Raw genomic sequence first — 17393 nt, forward strand, 5'->3', positions numbered from 1 at the left:
CGGCTTGGTTACCCGCGAACGGGCTCCGCACACGCGAACACCCCGTGCGCCGCGGCGGTGCACAGGTCGTCCAGGGCGGCGCCGGTCCCGACGCCCGTGGCCAGGGCGAAGGCGGTGGCCGGCACCCGCACGCCGGCGCGGACCAGCCCGTCGTGCGCCGACATCGCCACCCGCCGGCAGGCGGCCTTGTCCAGCGCGGCGTCCACCACGACCAGCGCCGCCGCCGTCCCGCCCACCCGGACGACGGCGGGTGGCGGCCCGGCGACGGCCGCCGCGCACGCCGCGTAGCCGCGGGCCTCGGCGTCCGCGACGTCCTCGGTGGCGCCGCCCGCCGCGGGTCCGACCGCGGCGGCGGGCACGATCGGCACGACCTCGTGCGGCAGCGGGCCGACCCGGAAGCCGTGGTGGCGCTCCGCCAGCCACCGCACGACGCCGTCGGCCGCGGCCAGGACGTCCGCCAGGACGACCGCGTGCACGCGCTGCACGAGGGCCGACGGGTCGAGCAGGTCCAGCTCCCGGGTGCCCAGCGGCGCGCCGCGGGTGTCCACGCCGGCCACCGCGCCCGCCGGGGCCAGCACGACCACCACCCCGGGCGCGCGGCCGACCAGCAGGCCACCGGCAGGCGCCCCACCGGCAGGCGCCCCACCGGCAGGCGCCCCACCGGCAGGCACCCCGTCGGCGGGCACCCCGTCGGCGGGCATCAGTCCATGACCGCTTCGACCAGCGTCTCCTGCACCCACGTCAGCCAGTGGTAGACGCCCAGGTGGGGCGAGCGCGGGTCGTCGGGCGGCAGCTCGTCGGGCATCTCGTCCTGCACGTCCAGCGCCGTGCCCAGCGCGAGCCGCACGTCGTTGAGCGCCGACAGCCACGCCTCGGCGTCCTCCAGCCGCAGCCGCACCTCGCCGCCGTCGGGCGGGCACGTCTCCAGCACGACCGCCGCGACACCGGTCTTGCGGTCCAGCAGCTCGGGCTCGTGCAGCGACCGCAGGGCGTTGGCCGAGTCCACCTCGGACGGGTCGGGCGCGTCCGGGTCCAGGCGGTGGAAGTCGGGCAGCAGCCGGCCCAGGATCGGGTCGTCCGGCGGCGACGACGGGCCGGTCCGGATGCCGGTCAGCTCCGCCAGCTCGTCCTGCGGCGCCTCCTCGGCGCGGGCCAGCAGCATGTCCTGGACCTGGCTCACCAGGCCGCGCACCACCGCGGCCTCCTGGCGGTCGAACCGGCCCCGGACCGTGTCGCCGCTGCGCGTCCACTTCTTCACGACGAACGCTGCATGGTCGCCCAGAGCCCGGCCGCGTGCAGCTTGGCCACGTCGGCCTCCACCTTGTCCTTCGATCCGGACGACACGATCGCCCTGCCCTTGTGGTGGACGTCCAGCATCAACTTCGTCGCGTGGTCACGGCTGTAGCCGAACAGCTTCTGGAACACGTACGTCACGTAGGACATCAGGTTCACCGGGTCGTTCCAGACCAGCGTCTGCCATGGGCGGTCCTCGGTGCGGACCTCCTCGGGCGCCGGGTCAACCTGCGTCCGCTCATGCTCGACGGGCGTGGTCATACCGCCAATGGTGTCATGTTCGGCCGCGTGGCGGAGCCCATAGGGCCACCTCCTGCGTCAACGGGCGGCGCGAGCCTAGGCTCACACCCCATGTCGACCTCGCTGTTCACCGACCACTACGAGTTGACGATGCTGGCCGCGGCGTTGCGCGACGGCACCGCCGACCGGCCGTGCGTGTTCGAGGTGTTCGCCCGCAGGCTGCCCGAGGGCAGGCGGTACGGGGTGGTCGCGGGCACCGGCCGCCTGCTGGACGCCATCGAGGCGTTCCGGTTCGACGCCGCCGAGCTGGACCTGCTGCGGCGCACCGCGGTGGTGGACGACGCGACGCTGGACTGGCTGGCGGACTACCGGTTCACCGGCGACGTGGACGGCTACCCGGAGGGCGAGCTGTACTTCCCCGGCTCGCCGATCCTGTCGGTGCGCGCCCCGTTCGGCGTCGGCGTGGTGCTGGAGACGCTGGCCCTGTCGATCCTCAACCACGACAGCGCCATCGCCTCGGCCGCCGCGCGCATGGTGAGCGCGGCCAACGGGCGGCGGATGATCGAGATGGGCTCGCGGCGCACGCACGAGGACGCGGCGGTGGCCTCGGCCCGCGCCGCCTACCTGGCGGGCTTCACCGCGACGTCGAACCTGGAGGCCGCGCGGCGGCACGGCATCCCGACGGCGGGCACCTGCGCGCACGCGTTCACCCTGCTGCACGACAGCGAGGAGGAGGCGTTCCGCAGCCAGGTGGAGGCGCTGGGCGCGGGCACCACGCTGCTGGTCGACACCTACGACATCACGGCGGGCATCAAGACCGCGGTGGAGGTCGCCGGGCCGGGGCTCGGCGCGGTGCGCATCGACTCGGGCGACCTGGGCGTGCTCGCCCGGCAGGCGCGCGACCAGCTGGACTCGCTGGGCGCGCGGAACACCCGGATCGTGGTGTCCGGCGACCTGGACGAGTACTCCATCGCCGCCCTGCGCGCCGAGCCCGTGGACGCCTACGGCGTCGGCACCTCGGTGGTCACCGGTTCGGGCGCGCCCACCGCCGGCATGGTCTACAAGCTGGTGGAGGTGGCCGGCCGGCCGGTGGCCAAGCGCAGCTCGCACAAGGAGTCGCGCGGCGGCCACAAGTGCGCGCTGCGGCGGCACAAGGACACCGGGACCGCGCTGGAGGAGGTCGTGTTCCCCGCCGGCGAGGCGCCGGAGGCGGGGCCGCACGACCGGCTGCTGCCCGTGCCGCTGGTGCGCGGCGGGCAGCGGGTCGAGGGCCTGGACTCGCTGGCGGAGAGCCGGGAGCGGCTGCGGGCCGCGCTGGTCACCGTGCCGTGGGAGGGTCTCAAGCTGTCGCGCGGCGAGCCCGCGATCCCGACGACGTTCCGCTGAGGAGAGGGAGGGCGACATGACCAAGGCGCTGATCGTGGTGGACGTGCAGAACGACTTCTGCGAGGGCGGCTCGCTGGCCGTCGCGGGCGGGGCGGCGGTCGCCGCCGCCGTCTCGGCGCACGTGGCGGCCGGCGGCTACGACCACGTGGTGGCGACCCGCGACTACCACGTGGACCCGGGCGGGCACTTCAGCGAGACGCCGGACTTCGTCGACTCGTGGCCGGTGCACTGCGTGGCGGGCACGGCGGGCGCGTCGTTCCACCCGGAGCTGGACGTGACGGCGGTCGAGGCGGTGTTCTCGAAGGGCGCCTACGCCGCGGCGTACTCGGGGTTCGAGGGCGCTTCGGGCGGCGGCGAGGGCCTGGCGGACTGGCTGCGGGCGCGGGGCGTCGACCGGGTCGACGTGGTCGGGATCGCCACCGACCACTGCGTGCGGGCAACGGCGCTGGACGCCGCCGCGGCGGGCTTCACGACCACCGTGCTGCTCGACCTGACCGCCGGGGTGGGGCGGGCGACGGTGGACGCCGCGCTGGACCGGCTGCGCGAGGCCGGGGTCGCCCTGCACGGCGCGCCGCGCGTCGGCTGACCCGCGCCGGCTGACCCGCGCCGGCCCCGGCCCCGCGGTCGGCGGGGCCGGGCCGCGCGGCTCACGGGGTGGGCGAGCAGGCCACCGAGCCGAGCACGACCTCACCGGTGGCGCCGGAAGCCTCGGTGAAGCGCAGGCGCAGGACGTTCATCGCGATGCTGCCGTCGTTCGGCTCGGGCACGAGCACCTCGTTGAAGGTGATCCGGGCCAGGACCGCGCCGGCCGAGTCCTTGACCTCGTGCAGGTGGTTGACCGGGATCTCGTCGGGCAGGCCGGCGAACCCGCTCGCGCCGCCCAGCGACCAGCCCGCCGAGGTGCCCGCCTGGTCGCCGGTGCAGGTGATGCGCCACTTGCCGATCCTGAGCCGCGGCCCGCCCGCCGGCACCAGCGCCGAGAGCTCGAAGTCGGAGCCCTCCGCGACGGACTGCGTCCGGGTGGTGTGCTGCTGCGCGTCCAGCACGGTCGTGGTGCAGGAGGACGTGCCCGCGCCGAACCGGATGCCCGGCTCGGACACCGCGGGCGACGAGGCGGAGGTCGGCCCCTCGACCGCGCAGCGGGCCAGCACCGGCACGACGACCCGCTGGCCCGCCCGGGTGAAGTCGGCCGCCCCGACGGACGCGACGCCCGCCGGGTTCGCCGCGTGGGCCGGCGCGCCGGCCAGGGTGAGCGCCAGCGCCGCGGCCACCGCCCCGGCCCGGCGCGCGAGGATGTGGTTCATGGGATTGCCCTTCTGGTTTCGCGTTCGCCCGGAATGATCGTTCGCCCCGCGGCGAGTTCTCCGCGGCCGGCGGAAACATCACTCGCAGGGCACGGTTTTTCATCTGGTCGAGCGATGGAACTCGCGGTCCCCTCACGAGGGGGTGCGCGGCGGCGACCCCGCCGGCCGGCCGTTCCGGCGCGGTGCGCGTCGGGGCGGTGGCCGGGCTCGGGCGGGCACGGCCGGACCGGGCGCCACCGGGCGACGCGGGCGCGGGTGGGCAGGCGGACCGGGACCCGACCGGGCGGCGCGGGCACGGGTGGGTGCCGGCCCGGTCGCGGAGCCGCCGCCGGGTACGGTCTTCGCCGTGCCGTCCACCACCGCGATCCCCTCCACCAGGTCCCTGCTCGCCGTGGCCGTGGCGGCGGTGGGCGGAGCCGAGCGCACCGGCCAGGTCGACATGGCCGAGGCCGTGGAGCGCGCGATCCGGACCGGCGAGCACCTGGCCGTGCAGGCGGGCACCGGCACCGGCAAGTCGCTGGCGTACCTGGTCCCGGCGATCCGGCACGCGGTCGCCGAGGAGTCCACCGTCGTCATCTCGACGGCGACGATCGCGCTCCAGCGGCAGCTGGTGGACCGCGACCTGCCGCGCCTGGCCAAGGCCCTGCGCAAGGAGCTGGGCCGCGAGCCGCGCTTCGCGATCCTCAAGGGCCGCCGCAACTACCTGTGCCTGCACCGCGTCCACACCGGCGCGCCGGACGAGCCGGAGGAGGCGGGCCTGTTCGACCCGTTCGCCGTCTCCCGGCTGGGCCGCGAGGTCAAGCGGCTGCGCGAGTGGTCCTCCGACACCGGGACCGGCGACCGCGACGAGCTGGTGCCCGGCGTGACCGAGCAGGCGTGGCGGCAGGTCTCGGTGACCGCCCGCGAGTGCCTGGGCGTCGCCAGGTGCCCGGTCGGCGTCGACTGCTTCGCCGAGCGCGCGCGGGCCGAGGCGGGCCGGGCCGACGTGGTGGTCACCAACCACGCGATGCTGGCCGTGGACGCGCTGGAGGGCTACCAGGTCCTGCCCGACCACGACGTGGTGGTGATCGACGAGGCGCACGACCTGGTGGACCGCGTGACGTCGGTGGCGACCGAGGAGCTGAGCGCGGCCCTGGTGGCGACGGCGGCCCGGCGCTGCGGGCGCCTGATCGACCAGGGCGTCGCCGACCGCATGGCCGAGGCGGGCGACGGGCTGGCGATGGTCCTGGAGGACGCCCCGGCGGGCCGGCTCGACTCGCTGCCGCCGGCGCTGCAGGGCGCGCTGCGCGCCACCAAGGACGCCGCCCACGCCTGCATCTCCTCCCTCGGGCCCGACCGCAAGGAGGACGTGGAGGGCGCGACGTCCCGCAAGCTGGCCCGGTCGCTGCTGGACGAGGTGCACGACTGCGCGGCCCGCATCCTGGGGGCGTTCGACGACGACCACGACGTGGTGTGGGTGTCGGGCGACTTCGCCGACCGCGGCAGGGCCCCGTCGCTGCGGGTCGCCCCGCTGGGCGTGGGCGGCCTGCTGCGGGAGCGCCTGTTCGGCAAGCGCACCACCGTCCTGACGTCGGCCACGCTGACCCTGGGCGGCACGTTCGACGCGCTGGCCCGGCAGTGGGGCCTGCCGGCGGCGTCGGCCGCCCGCAAGGCCGAGGGCGCCGCGACCGACCGGGAACCGCCCTCGGACGGCGGCGGGCCGCGCTGGTCCGGCCTGGACGTCGGCTCGCCGTTCGAGCACGGCGCGAGCGGCATCCTCTACGTGGCCAGGCACCTGCCGCCGCCGGGGCGCGACGGCCTGCCGCCCGCCTACCTGGACGAGCTGGAGGGCCTGGTCACCGCGGCGGGCGGGCGCACGCTCGGCCTGTTCTCGTCCACGCGGGCGGCCAAGGCGGCGGCGGAGGCGCTGCGCGGCCGGCTCGACCACCCGGTGCTGTGCCAGGGCGACGACGCGACCGGCCTGCTGGTGAAGCGCTTCGCCGAGGACGCCCGCACCTGCCTGTTCGGCACGCTGTCGCTGTGGCAGGGCGTGGACGTGCCCGGACCCGCGCTGCAGCTGGTGGTGATGGACCGCATCCCGTTCCCCCGCCCCGACGACCCGCTGGCGTCGGCGCGGCAGAAGGCGGTGGAGGCCCGCGGCGGCAACGGCTTCCTCACCGTCGCCGGGACGCACGCGGCCCTGCTGCTGGCGCAGGGCGCCGGCCGCCTGCTCCGGTCGATGAGCGACAAGGGCGTGGTGGCCGTGCTCGACCCGCGCCTGGCGACGGCCCGCTACGGCGGCTTCCTGCGCGCCTCGCTGCCGCCGTTCTGGACGACCTACGACCCCGAGGTGGTCCGCGCGGCCCTCAAGCGCCTGGACGCCGCGGCCGGCTGAGCCCGCCGCGGCGGCCCGCCGGTCAGCCCCGTCGCGCGGAGCGGTTCAGGAAGGTGATCATGCGGTCGGGTTCGACGCGGGCCCACGGCAGCGCGCCCAGCCACTCGTCCCAGGCCCGCTGCCCGTACACGCCGACCAGGAACGCCGTCAGCGCCGGGTCCGTCGCCGGGTCCACCCGCCGGGCCCGGCCGTGCACCGTGACCTGCAACCGCTCGCCGTCGATCACCGACGCGGAGACCGCGGGACGGGCGCGGATGTGCCGGAAGCGCAGCGAGTCGGCGCCCGACCCGAAGTGCAGCCTGCCCCGGTAGAACAGGCCGTCGACCGGGCCGACCCGCGGCTCGCCCGCCGCCGTCGCGGTGGCCAGCGCCATGACGCGCATCGCGCCCAGCTCGGCGACCACCCCGGCGGCGTCGAGGCGGCGCTCCTCGGTGACGACCGAGCGCAGGTGCCGGCCCGCGGCGGCGTACGAGTCGTCCAGCAGGCGTTGCAGCCACGCGAGGTCTTCAGGGGTCTCGTGCACGCGCCCAGCCTGCCGGCAGCGCGGGCGGGCGCGGGCGCCGGAGGGGCTACTCCCCCGGCCGCCACACCGCCACGGTGGCGGTGCCCGGCTCCACCTCGGTGTACCCGGCGTCGCGCACCACGACGACACCGGGCCGGGCCACCAGGGCGTCCCACTCGGCGGCCGGCGGCGTCCGCACCGCGCACCGGTACCCCGTCGCGGCCCACTGCCCCAGCTCCTCGTCGGTCAGCGTCGGGGCGAGCAGCATCGACGCGTGGCCGACCTGCGCCGCCGCCTTGCCGGCGGTCATCGCGACGCGCGGGTTGAGCCACAGCACCCGCGCGCCCGCGGGGACCGGGCCGGGTTCGTCCGCGGGCAGCTCGCTGCCCGAGACCTGCAGCCGGGACAGCTCCCGGGGCAGGTCGGCCACCCGGCCGGGCACGAACGCGCGCACCTGCGCCCGCCCCACCCCGAAGGTCAGGCCCGGCAGCCCCTGCACGGCCTGCCAGTGCGCGCCGCGGGCCCGCCGGGAGACCTTCCGGATGCGCCCGCGCACCCACGCCACCACGTCGTCGTGCCACTCGCCGCCCGGTTCGGCGCGCGGGTCCAGGCACACCGCGACCGCCGCGGCGGCCGCCGCCTCCAGCACGTCGGTCCGGCACGGCGGGTCGGCCCGCTCGATGCGCAGGACCAGGGGCATGGCCCGCACGCCGGCCGGGTCCTCCTCGTCGGTCGCGTGGCGCCGGTCGACGAGCGCCTCCAGGACGGGGTTCACTGCCGCACCAGGTCCAGCCCGTCGGCCGCGTCGGCGGCCTCGACCTCCGCCCGGGTGACGCCCAGCACGAACAGCACGGCGTCCAGGTACGGGTGGGACAGCGCCGTGTCCGCCACCTCCCGCAGCGCGGGCTTGGCGTTGAACGCGATGCCCAGCCCGGCCGCGCCCAGCATGTCGATGTCGTTGGCGCCGTCGCCCACCGCCACGGTCTGCGCCGGCGGGACGCCCTCCTGCTCGGCGAACCGCCGCAGCGCCACCGCCTTGCCCGGCCGGTCCACGATGTCGCCGACCACCCGGCCGGTCAGCCGCCCGTCGACGACCTCCAGCTCGTTGGCCGCGCAGAAGTCCAGCCCGAGGTCGTCCACCAGGGCCCTGATGACCCGCGTGAACCCGCCGGACACCACCCCGCAGCGGAACCCGAGCCGCTTGAGCGTGCGCACGGTGGTCCGCGCGCCGGGCGTCAGCTCCAGCGAGCCGGCCACCTCGTCCAGCACCGACTCGGGCAGGCCCGCCAGCAGCGCCACCCGCCGCCGCAGCGACTCGGCGAAGTCCAGCTCCCCGCGCATCGCGGCCTCGGTGATCTCCCGGACCCGCGGCTCGACGCCGACGTGCGCGGCCAGCATCTCGATCACCTCGCCCTGGATGAGCGTCGAGTCCACGTCGAACACCACCAGCCGCTTGGCCCGCCGGGCCAGCCCGGCCCGCTCGACCGCGACGTCCAGGTCGACCCGCGCCGACACCTCGGCCAGCGCGCCGCGCAGCGCGGCGTCCGCGCCGGCGGTGTCCTCGGCGACGGAGACCCGCAGCTCCAGCCCGGTCACCGGGTAGTCGGCCACGCCGCGGATCGCGTCGATGTTCACGCCCAGCGACGCCAGCCGGCGGGCCACCTCGGTGAACCCCCGCGCGGTCACCGGGCGCCCGAGCAGGATGACGACGTGGCTGGACTCCAGCCGCGCGGTGCGCCGCGAGTCGGCCCCGACCTCCACCTCGACGTGCATGGACACCGTCGCCATGGCCTGCTCGACCGCCTCCTGCAAGCCCTCCGGGTCGTGCCCGGCGGAGACCAGCACCCCCAGCACCAGCCGGCCGCGGATGACGACCTGCTCGACGTCGAGCACGTCCACGCCGTGCCTGGTCAGCACCGCGAACAGCACCGAGGACACGCCCGGCTTGTCCGGGCCGGTCACGGTGATCAGGACGGGTGTCGCGCCGGTGTTGCTCACTGGTGGCTCCTCTGCGGAGAACGCGACGAGCCCCGACGACCTGCGGCGGTCGTCGGGGCTCGTCGTTGAACCTTGGCCTGGAGGTTACCCGTGGTCGTGCTCGGTGCCCTCCGACGCTGTGCCCGATTGCACAGCCTGCGCCGCCTTCTCGGACGGGGCCGCCTTGGCCTTCTCGTGCGGGATGGCCTTGCCGGTGAAGGTGACGTGGCCCTCCTCGCGCATCCGCTCGATCATGTGCGGGTAGTGCAGCTCGAAGGCCGGGCGCGCGGACCGGATCCGGGGCAGCTCGGTGAAGTTGTGCCGCGGCGGCGGGCAGCTGGTGGCCCACTCCAGGGAGTTGCCGAAGCCCCACGGGTCGTCCACGTGCACGGTCTCGCCGTAGCGGTAGGACTTGAAGATGTTCCAGATGAACGGCAGCGTGGACGCGCCCAGGACGTAGGCGCCGATCGTGGAGATCGTGTTCAGCGTGGTGAAGCCGTCCGAGGGCAGGTAGTCGGCGTACCGGCGCGGCATGCCCTCGTTGCCCAGCCAGTGCTGGACCAGGAACGTCGCGTGGAAGCCCAGGAACGTCGTCCAGAAGTGCAGCTTGCCCAGCGGCTCGTCGAGCATCCGCCCGGTGATCTTCGGGAACCAGAAGTAGATGCCGGCGAACGTGGCGAACACGATCGTGCCGTACAGCACGTAGTGGAAGTGCGCGACCACGAAGTACGTGTCGGAGACGTGGAAGTCGATGGCGGGCGCCGCGAGCAGCACGCCGGACAGGCCGCCGAAGAGGAACGTCACGATGAAGCCGATGCTGAACAGCATGGGGCTCTCGAACGTGAGCTGCCCCTTCCACATGGTGCCGATCCAGTTGAAGAACTTGATGCCGGTCGGCACGGCGATGAGGAAGGTCATGAACGCGAAGAACGGCAGCAGCACCGCGCCCGTGGCGTACATGTGGTGGGCCCACACCGCGACGCTCAGCGCGGCGATGCCCAGGGTCGCGTAGACCAGGCCGTTGTAGCCGAAGATCGGCTTGCGGCTGAACACCGGGAAGATCTCGCTGACGATGCCGAAGAACGGCAGCGCCACGATGTAGACCTCGGGGTGGCCGAAGAACCAGAACAGGTGCTGCCACAGGATCACGCCGCCGTTGGCGGGGTCGAACACGTGGGCGCCCAGGTGGCGGTCGGCGAGCAGGCCGAGCAGCGCGGCGGTCAGGATCGGGAACGCCAGCAGCACCAGGACGCTGGTGACCAGGATGTTCCAGGTGAAGATGGGCATCCGGAACATGGTCATGCCGGGCGCCCGCAGGCACACCACGGTGGTGATCATGTTGACCGCGCCGAGGATGGTGCCCAGGCCGCCGATGGCCAGGCCGGAGATCCACAGGTCGGCGCCCACGCCGGGCGAGTGGATGGCGTTGGACAGCGGCGTGTAGGCGAACCAGCCGAAGTCGGCCGCGCCGCCGGGCGTGAGGAAGCCCGACATCACGATCAGGCCGCCGAACAGGTAGAGCCAGTAGGAGAACGCGTTCAGGCGCGGGAACGCCACGTCCGGCGAGCCGATCTGCAGCGGCAGGATGAAGTTGGCGAAGCCGAACACGATCGGCGTCGCGTACAGCAGCAGCATCACCGTGCCGTGCATGGTGAACAGCTGGTTGAACTGCTCCTGGCTCAGGAACTGCATCCCCGGGCGGGCCAGCTCGGTCCTCATCAGCATGGCCATCGCGCCGCCCACCATGAAGAAGGCGAAGCTCGTGACCAGGTAGAGGATGCCGATCTGCTTGTGGTCCGTGGTGCGGAACATCCGCAGCAGGAACGAACCCTTGGCCGCCTGGCGAGTCCCGAAGGGCCGCGTAGCGATCGGCTGCGGGGCTACGGCCGTCACGGTGCCTCCTGCACTGTCTGGTTCTGGCGTGGCCGGCCGTGGCTCGCCACGTCGGCTCCCCGGATCGTAGACGGGGCCGATCGGGGTGTTGCGGCTGGGCCGGGTCCTGGATCAAGTGAGGTAGCGCAGCTCACAGTGGTGGAGCGGGGCCGGGGCGGTGGCCGGGTGGGGGCTTCGGGAGCTTCGGGGCGGGCTGCGACCCGCTGGAGCCGGCGCCGGGCGGGCTGGGAGCATCGGCCGGTGGGTGGTGCGCTGGAACGGGTCCTCGCGGTGGCCGGGCGGCTGGGGCTGCCGGTCGGGCGGGCCCGGGTGCTCCAGGAGGGCAGCAACCTGCTGGTCCACCTGGCTCCGGCGCCGGTCGTGGCGCGGGCGGGCGCGGTCACCTCGCTGGTCCGGGGCGACGTCCACGACCACTTCGCGCGGGCCGACGCGGTGGCCCGGTTCCTGGCCGCGCGGGGCGTGCCGGTGGCCGAACCGGTGCTCGCGCCGGTCCGGGAGGGCGGGCTGGTCGTCTCGTTCGCCTCGTACGTCGAGCACGAGGCCGGGTGGCGGCCCGACGCCCGGTCGTTCGCCGCCCTGCTCGCCGAGCTGCACGCCGAGCTGCGCCACTACCCCGGCGAGCTGCCGGTGGCCGGACCGCTGGCCGACGTGGACGCCGTGCTCGACCTGGCCGGCCGGCCCGCGGAGCTGGTCGCCGCGCGGGACGCGCTGGTGGCCGCGTGGCCGGTGCTGCCGGTCCAGCCCCTGCACGGCGACCCGCACCCGCGCAACGTGCTGCTGGGCGCGCGGGGGCCGGTGTGGAACGACTTCGAGGACGCGTGGCGCGGGCCGGTGGGGTGGGACGTGGCCTGCGCCGCCCGCAGCCCGCTGCTGGACCGGCGCGCCGTGGCCGCCGCGTACCCCGTCGACGGCCTGGAGCACTGGCTGGCGCTGCGGGAGCTGTTCGGGCGGTGCTGGCGGATCGCGAGCGACCTCCACCGCGCAGCGGCGCGGTGACGCGGCCACCGCGTGCCGGGGGCGAGGCGGCCCGGGCGGACCGGCACGGCGGCCGGGCCGGTGACGCTCAGCGACCGGCCATGAGCGCGTCGAACGTGGGGAACGACCCGGCGATCGGGCTGCCGGTGAAATCGCCCACCCAGCCGTCGTCGTCGTGGAAGAACCGGATCGACACGTAGTCGGGCCGGGTGCCCATGTCGAACCAGTGCGTGGTGTTCCTCGGCACGCTCAGCAGGTCGCCCGCCTCGCACAGCACGGCGTGCACCCGGTCGCCGATGTGCAGGTAGAAGACGCCGGCGCCGCGCGCGAAGAACCGGTCCTCGTCGTCGCCGTGGGTGTGCTCGGCGAGGAACCTGCGCCGCGCCGCGTCGGCCGACTCCAGCCACGCCGGGTCGTCGGACGGGGTCATCTCCATGGCGTCGACCAGGACGTAGCCCTCGTCCCGCGTGACCCGCTCGACCTGCTCGCGGTACACCTCCAGGGCGTTCTCCCTGGTCACGCCGGGCACCACCGGCCACCGCTCGTAGCGCACGCCCAGCCGCCCCAGCACGTCGGCGATCTCGACGGGGTCGGAGGTGCGCACCACCACGGTGTCGGGCTCGGTGTCCGGCCACACGGTCAGCAGCGTCATCGCGGGTCCCTCCTCGTCTCGACCTGGAAGCGCAGCAACCACTCCAGGCACTCCAGCCGGTGCCGCGCCTGGCGCAGGTCCGCACCCCACACGTACACCCCGTGCCGGGCCACGATCAAGGCCGGCACGTCCGCGCGGAACCCGGCCTCGAACGCGTCGCCGAGCAGCCGCATGTCCTGGTCGTTGGGCACGACCGGCACCACCACGACGTCGTCGTGCGCCGCCCGGCCGAAGCCCTTGAGCATCTCCAGGTCGCGCAGCTCGACGCCGCCGGGCCAGTGCTCGGCGGCCACGACCGGCGCCAGCGCGTGCACGTGGACCACCGCCCCGGCGCCGGAGACCGCGGCGATGCGGCCGTGCAGCCCGGCTTCGGCGGACGGCACGCGCACCGGGTCGTCGGTGCGCCCCTCGGCGTCGACGACCACCACGTCGTCGGCGGTCAGCTCGCCCTTGTCCAGCCCGCTGACCGTCACCGCCAGCCGCAGCGGGTCGCGGTCCACCACCACGGAGAGGTTGCCCGACGTGCCGCGCATCCACCCCAGCGCGGCGTACCGGGCGCACTCCGCGGCCAGCTCCTCGCCCGGCGTCACAGCGCGGCCACCGTCCGGTGCGGGCCGAAGTCGGCGTCCCCGAAGGGCTCACCGGGCCGCGCCACGCCCACCGTCCGCCAGCCGGCCTCGGCGGCGGCGTCCAGCTCGGCGGGGACGTCGGAGTAGAAGGTCACGTCGTCGGAGCCGAGCACGGCGGCGATGGCGCGGTAGGAGGCGGCCTCGCGCTTCGGGCCGGCGTTGACGGTGTCGAAGTGGTGCTCGAACAGCCCGCGCAGGTCGCCCTCGGTGGTGTGGCCGAAGAACGCGACCTGCCCGGCCACCGAACCGGAGGAGAACACGGCCAGCCGCACGCCGTCGTCGTGCCACCTGCGCAGCGCCGGCACCACGTCCGGGAAGAACTCCGCCACCAGGTCGCCCTCGGCGTAGCCGCGCTGCCAGATCAGGCCCTGCAACGTCTTGAGCGGCGTGGCCTTCCGGTCGGCGTCCATCCAGCCGTGCAGCACGCGCACCAGCTCGTCCGTGCCACCGTCCACACCGGACAGCTCGCGGATCTGCCGGACCGCCTCGGCGACGACGGGGTCGTCGCCGTGGGCGTCGATCCACGGGCCCAGCCGCGGCCGGGCGTAGTCGTAGAGCACGACCAGCACCTGGTCGGTCGCGGACAGCGTGCCCTCGATGTCGAGCACGACCCACTCAGTCATGGACTTCCTCGCCGTTGTAGTACTCGGACAGGCGGTCGGGAGCGTACGCGCCCCGGTCGGTGACCACCGACGACACGAACCGGGGCGGTGTCACGTCGAACGCCGGGTACCAGCCCGCGACCCGCTCGCTGGCGGTGCGCCGCCCCAGGGTGTGCAGGACGTCGTCGCCGGGCCGGAACTCGATCGGCACGTCGGCGGCGGTCGGCGCGAGCCGGTCGGGCGCCTGCACCATGGCCAGGAACGGCACGTCGAACGCGGTGGCGGCCACGGCGAGCCCCAGCGTGCCGACCTTGTTGACCACGTGCCCGTCCATGGTCACCCGGTCGGCGGCGGTCAGCAGCACGTCGACCTCGCCGGAGCTGAACGCCGCGGCGCCCATGCCGTCGGTGATGACCGTGGTGTCCACGCCCATCTCCGCCAGCGTCTCGGCGGTCAGCCGCGCGCCCTGGAGGTAGGGGCGGGTCTCCGTGCAGAAGAAGCGCAACCGCTTGCCCAGCGCCAGCGCCGCCCGCACCGTCTCGGTCAGGTACAGGTCGGCCCAGCAGTGCGTCAGCACCGCGCCCTCGTCGGGCAGCAGCGCCGCGGTGTGCTCGCCCAGCGCCCGGCTGCGACCGCGGTAGCGCTCGTCCCCGGCCCGCGCGCCCGCCAGCGCGCCCGCCTCCAGGTCGTCGGCCGCGTCGACCCCCGCCAGCACGGCCGCGACCGCCTTGCGCAGGTGGTTGTTGGTGCGCCGGGTCTCGACCAGCAGCCGCCCGGCCCGCTCCAGGTGGGCCCGGCCCTCGGCCCTGGGCAGGCCGCGGGCCTCGCGGGCGGCCAGCACCATCCCCCACAGCGCCGCGAAGTACGGGCCGGAGGACTGGGTGACCATGTCCTCGATCGCCCTGGCCACCTCGGCGACGGTCGCGCAGCGCACCCAGACCCGCTCGAACGGGAAGTTGCGCCGGTCCAGGACGTGCACGCCGTCGTCGGCGAGCCGGACGCTGTGCGCGAGGACCGGTTCCATCAGCTGTACCCCGTGAACGGGGCGCGCTCGCCGGTGAGGTAGTACGCGCCGACCTCCCGGGCCTTGTAGGCCACCGGGTCGTGCAGGGTGAGCGTGCGGGCGTTGCGCCAGAACCGGTCGAAGGCGTACCCGGCGGCCGTCGCCCGCGCCCCGCACAGCTCGAACACCTTGGCGGTGGTGTGGTTGGCGACCCGCGTGGACACGACCTTGGCCGAGGAGATCACCGCGGCCGTCGCGGCGCGCTGCTCGACGGTCAGGTCGGGGCCCCGGTCGCTCGCCGCGCCCAGCGCGGTGGCCGCGCGGTCGGCGAGCAGGCCGGCGGCCTCGACGTCGGCGACCAGCTCGCCGTAGGAGGCCAGGATGTAGGGGTCGGCGGTGGCCGACTCGACGCCGGAGAGGAACCACGGGCGGGTTGTGCCGCGGGTGTAGCGGGCGGCCTCGGCGAGCGCGCCCTCGGCCAGCGCCACGTAGACCTGCGCCAGCACCAGTTGGAAACCGAGGGCGGCCAGCGACTGGCGCGGGCTGCTCTCGTCGTGCGCGCCCAGCACGCGCTCGGCCGGCACGTGGACGTCCTCGAACACGACCCCGCCGCTGGCGGTGAGCCGCTGACCGATGTTGTCCCAGTCGCCCGCGTAGGTGATGCCGTCGGCGCGGGCGTCGAGCGTGAAGGTGAGCTTGCGGCCGTCGTCGGCCCGGGTCGCGCTGACGACGAGCCGGTCGGCCACGGACGCGCCGGTGGCGAATGTCTTGCGCCCGTTGACGAGGAACCCGCCGTCGACCGGCGTCAGCCGCAGCGCGGCGTCCAGCGGGTTGCTCACCCCGGCCCAGAACAGGTCCTCGCCCTCGGCGGGGACCGGGCCGTCGAACAGCCCCCGGCGCCACACCTGGAGGTAGTGGTAGCCGAGCAGGTGCCCGACGTTGGCGTCCGCCGCGGCGACCACCCTGGTGACGGCCTGCCGGGTGTCCCAGTCGGTGACGGCCAGCAGCCCGGAGCGCCGCAGCGCGGCCACCTCGGCCACCGGCTCACCACCGGCCCGGTCCCGCTCGGCCGCGTCCACCCGCAGTCCCGAGGCCACCTCCTCGGCGACAGTCAGCCACTTCCGCCGACCATCGGTGCTCGTCATCCACAGCCTCCACGCTCGCTCGAACCCGGCCGGACGAGCGTAGTGGCCCCGAGCGGGCCGAGGTTGAGCGTTCCGCCACACGGGACCGGCCTCGCGCCCCCGCGCGGCGCGCCCTGCGGTGACGCGGACCGCGGCGGCGCGGCCTGCGGCGACACCCGGTGCGGCACGGTCGGTTGGACTACGGTGTGCGGGCCGATGCGTCGGAGGGAGAGCCGCACGATGGACCCGTCAGGCAGACCGCCCTCCGGGGGCGCCGCCGTCGCGCTGCCCGGAGCGACCGGGTCCGACGGCCCCCACCGGGCGTCCACGGCCCACCTGCTCGAAGCCGAGCAGCTCGTCGGCTACCTGTCCCTGCCCACGTGCCCGTTGGCGAACAACACCTACAAGGACCCCCGCCAGCCGAACGTCGTCACCTGGGGCGCCCCCGGCGACCCGACGACCTGGTTCAACCAGAGCCAGTGCGCGTCGTTCCAGACGGCCGTGCTCAGGCGGACCTACCGCTGGGCCACCCGGCGGTTCTTCACCACCCACTTCGGCCTGGCCAGCCCCTTCGCCCGCGACTACCGGGCGGCCTTCGCCCGCGACGCCGTCCCGCACTTCCGCCGCGTGCGGCGCGTGGCGGACCTCCGGCCGGGCGACCTGGTCGCCATCGACTACCGCAACGACCAGGACACCAACACCGGCCACATCGTCATGGTGCGCTCGCTGCGCGGGGTCTACGTCGCCCCGGTCGCGAGCCTGAACTTCCCGGGCGAGACGCAGTACGCCGTCGAAGTGGTGGACTGCACGGCCGAGCCGCACGGGCTGCACGGCGTCGGCGGCTACTCCTCCTACCCGGACACCCGGATCTTCAACGCCGGCGCCGCCACCGCCGGCGCCGGGTTCGGGCACATGATGTTCTACGCCTCGGACGAGACCGGCGAGTTCAGCCGGTACCGGTGGAGCGTCAACACCTCCTCCAGCGGGACCTACGCGCTGTCCCGACGACCGATGGCCGCTGCCCGCATCGCCTGACCCAGGCAGCCACAGGAGCAAACCCCGGCTTCAGGCTTTGGGGTTTCGGGTTTTCGGCACGCCCCGTGCAGACCGGTTTCTTCGTGTTCTCCCCGTATGGCCTGCCCGGAGGGCTACCATGCTTTTCCTGGGGGTGCAAGCACGCTTTTCGCTTGCACCCCCAGGAAAAGCATGGTCGTCTTTGACAGGTCATGCGGGGAGAACACGACCGCTCTTGCTCTTCCTCCTCCTTGGCGGCCTGCCCGTCCGGCGAGGACTCTTTTAATCTTTTCAGCTTCAAGCGCTACCGCACCAATGAGATCCGCACCGCACCAAATCTCACCCAGATCGGTGCGCAACCCCAGTAAGAAGAGCGGCCGAGAGGCCCCCAAGGAGGAGGAAAAGAAAGAGCGGTCGTGTTCCCC

General features: G+C 74.6%; 18 protein-coding genes. 5 read left to right on the top strand and 13 right to left on the bottom strand.

Annotation, left to right across the window (positions count from 1 at the left end; genetic code table 11):
• Positions 1–8 precede the first annotated feature (8 nt).
• Genes JOE68_RS10065 through clpS form a run of 3 tightly spaced genes read right to left on the bottom strand, consistent with a single transcriptional unit; the run spans position 9 to position 1554 of the window.
• Positions 9–701 carry a P1 family peptidase gene (locus tag JOE68_RS10065; protein ID WP_204842043.1) on the bottom strand — a complete coding sequence of 231 codons (693 nt, stop codon included), beginning with the start codon at positions 699–701 and terminating at the stop codon, positions 9–11.
• The gene (locus tag JOE68_RS10070; RefSeq protein ID WP_204842044.1) at positions 701–1258 is read right to left on the bottom strand and encodes a DUF2017 domain-containing protein; all 558 of its coding nucleotides are present in this window, start codon (positions 1256–1258) and stop codon (positions 701–703) included. The genes JOE68_RS10065 and JOE68_RS10070 overlap by 1 nt, the downstream gene beginning before the upstream one ends.
• On the bottom strand, positions 1255–1554 hold the full coding sequence (gene clpS, locus JOE68_RS10075) for an ATP-dependent Clp protease adapter ClpS (protein WP_184692693.1): 300 nt from the start codon (positions 1552–1554) through the stop codon (positions 1255–1257). Before clpS ends, JOE68_RS10070 begins: the two co-directional genes overlap by 4 nt.
• 90 nt (positions 1555–1644) lie before the next feature.
• Between clpS and JOE68_RS10080 the strand changes: the two genes are divergently transcribed.
• Complete coding sequence (locus tag JOE68_RS10080) at positions 1645–2919, top strand: nicotinate phosphoribosyltransferase (protein WP_204842045.1); 1275 nt, start codon at positions 1645–1647, stop codon at positions 2917–2919.
• Positions 2920–2935: 16 nt separating this feature from the next.
• Positions 2936–3505, top strand: coding sequence for an isochorismatase family protein (locus JOE68_RS10085; protein ID WP_204842046.1), 570 nt, complete (start codon positions 2936–2938; stop codon positions 3503–3505).
• Between the two features lie 61 nt (positions 3506–3566).
• Here the strand turns inward: JOE68_RS10085 and JOE68_RS10090 are convergent, their stop codons facing one another.
• Positions 3567–4223, bottom strand: a complete 657-nt coding sequence (locus JOE68_RS10090; protein ID WP_204842047.1) for a hypothetical protein — start codon at positions 4221–4223, stop codon at positions 3567–3569.
• 346 nt (positions 4224–4569) lie between these two features.
• Between JOE68_RS10090 and JOE68_RS10095 the strand changes: the two genes are divergently transcribed.
• Positions 4570–6597, top strand: a complete 2028-nt coding sequence (locus JOE68_RS10095) for an ATP-dependent DNA helicase (RefSeq protein WP_204842048.1) — start codon at positions 4570–4572, stop codon at positions 6595–6597.
• A gap of 22 nt (positions 6598–6619) precedes the next feature.
• On the opposite strand, the gene JOE68_RS10100 is transcribed toward JOE68_RS10095, so the two are convergent.
• The 4 genes from JOE68_RS10100 to ctaD all read right to left on the bottom strand — a co-directional run bounded on the left by JOE68_RS10100 (position 6620) and on the right by ctaD (position 10969).
• Entirely contained in the window at positions 6620–7120 is a 501-nt protein-coding gene (locus tag JOE68_RS10100; RefSeq protein ID WP_204842049.1) for a pyridoxamine 5'-phosphate oxidase family protein, read from the bottom strand.
• Positions 7121–7166: 46 nt separating this feature from the next.
• Entirely contained in the window at positions 7167–7874 is a 708-nt protein-coding gene (locus JOE68_RS10105; protein ID WP_307819613.1) for a peptidyl-tRNA hydrolase, read from the bottom strand.
• Positions 7871–9097, bottom strand: coding sequence for a phosphoserine phosphatase SerB (gene serB / locus JOE68_RS10110; protein WP_204842050.1), 1227 nt, complete (start codon positions 9095–9097; stop codon positions 7871–7873). The genes JOE68_RS10105 and serB overlap by 4 nt, the downstream gene beginning before the upstream one ends.
• 84 nt (positions 9098–9181) lie before the next feature.
• Complete coding sequence (gene ctaD / locus JOE68_RS10115) at positions 9182–10969, bottom strand: aa3-type cytochrome oxidase subunit I (protein ID WP_204842051.1); 1788 nt, start codon at positions 10967–10969, stop codon at positions 9182–9184.
• A 240-nt stretch (positions 10970–11209) separates the two neighbouring features.
• On the opposite strand from ctaD, the gene JOE68_RS10120 reads away from it, so the two are divergent.
• Positions 11210–11965, top strand: coding sequence for a phosphotransferase (locus JOE68_RS10120; RefSeq protein ID WP_204842052.1), 756 nt, complete (start codon positions 11210–11212; stop codon positions 11963–11965).
• 67 nt (positions 11966–12032) lie between these two features.
• Here the strand turns inward: JOE68_RS10120 and JOE68_RS10125 are convergent, their stop codons facing one another.
• Genes JOE68_RS10125 through JOE68_RS10145 form a run of 5 tightly spaced genes read right to left on the bottom strand, consistent with a single transcriptional unit; the run spans position 12033 to position 15975 of the window.
• Complete coding sequence (locus tag JOE68_RS10125; protein ID WP_204842053.1) at positions 12033–12596, bottom strand: 1,2-dihydroxy-3-keto-5-methylthiopentene dioxygenase; 564 nt, start codon at positions 12594–12596, stop codon at positions 12033–12035.
• The gene (gene mtnB / locus JOE68_RS10130) at positions 12593–13186 is read right to left on the bottom strand and encodes a methylthioribulose 1-phosphate dehydratase (RefSeq protein WP_204842054.1); all 594 of its coding nucleotides are present in this window, start codon (positions 13184–13186) and stop codon (positions 12593–12595) included. The genes JOE68_RS10125 and mtnB overlap by 4 nt, the downstream gene beginning before the upstream one ends.
• Positions 13183–13848 carry an acireductone synthase gene (mtnC, locus tag JOE68_RS10135; RefSeq protein WP_204842055.1) on the bottom strand — a complete coding sequence of 222 codons (666 nt, stop codon included), beginning with the start codon at positions 13846–13848 and terminating at the stop codon, positions 13183–13185. Before mtnC ends, mtnB begins: the two co-directional genes overlap by 4 nt.
• Positions 13841–14851, bottom strand: coding sequence for a s-methyl-5-thioribose-1-phosphate isomerase (locus JOE68_RS10140; RefSeq protein ID WP_204842056.1), 1011 nt, complete (start codon positions 14849–14851; stop codon positions 13841–13843). Before JOE68_RS10140 ends, mtnC begins: the two co-directional genes overlap by 8 nt.
• Positions 14851–15975, bottom strand: coding sequence for an acyl-CoA dehydrogenase family protein (locus JOE68_RS10145; protein WP_204842057.1), 1125 nt, complete (start codon positions 15973–15975; stop codon positions 14851–14853). The genes JOE68_RS10140 and JOE68_RS10145 overlap by 1 nt, the downstream gene beginning before the upstream one ends.
• 219 nt (positions 15976–16194) lie before the next feature.
• Here JOE68_RS10145 and JOE68_RS10150 point away from each other — a divergent pair, with 219 nt between their 5' ends.
• Entirely contained in the window at positions 16195–16989 is a 795-nt protein-coding gene (locus JOE68_RS10150; RefSeq protein ID WP_204842058.1) for a hypothetical protein, read from the top strand.
• Positions 16990–17393: the final 404 nt, after the last annotated feature.

The sequence above is a fragment of the Saccharothrix algeriensis genome, assembly GCF_016907655.1.
GTDB lineage: Bacteria > Actinomycetota > Actinomycetes > Mycobacteriales > Pseudonocardiaceae > Actinosynnema > Actinosynnema algeriense.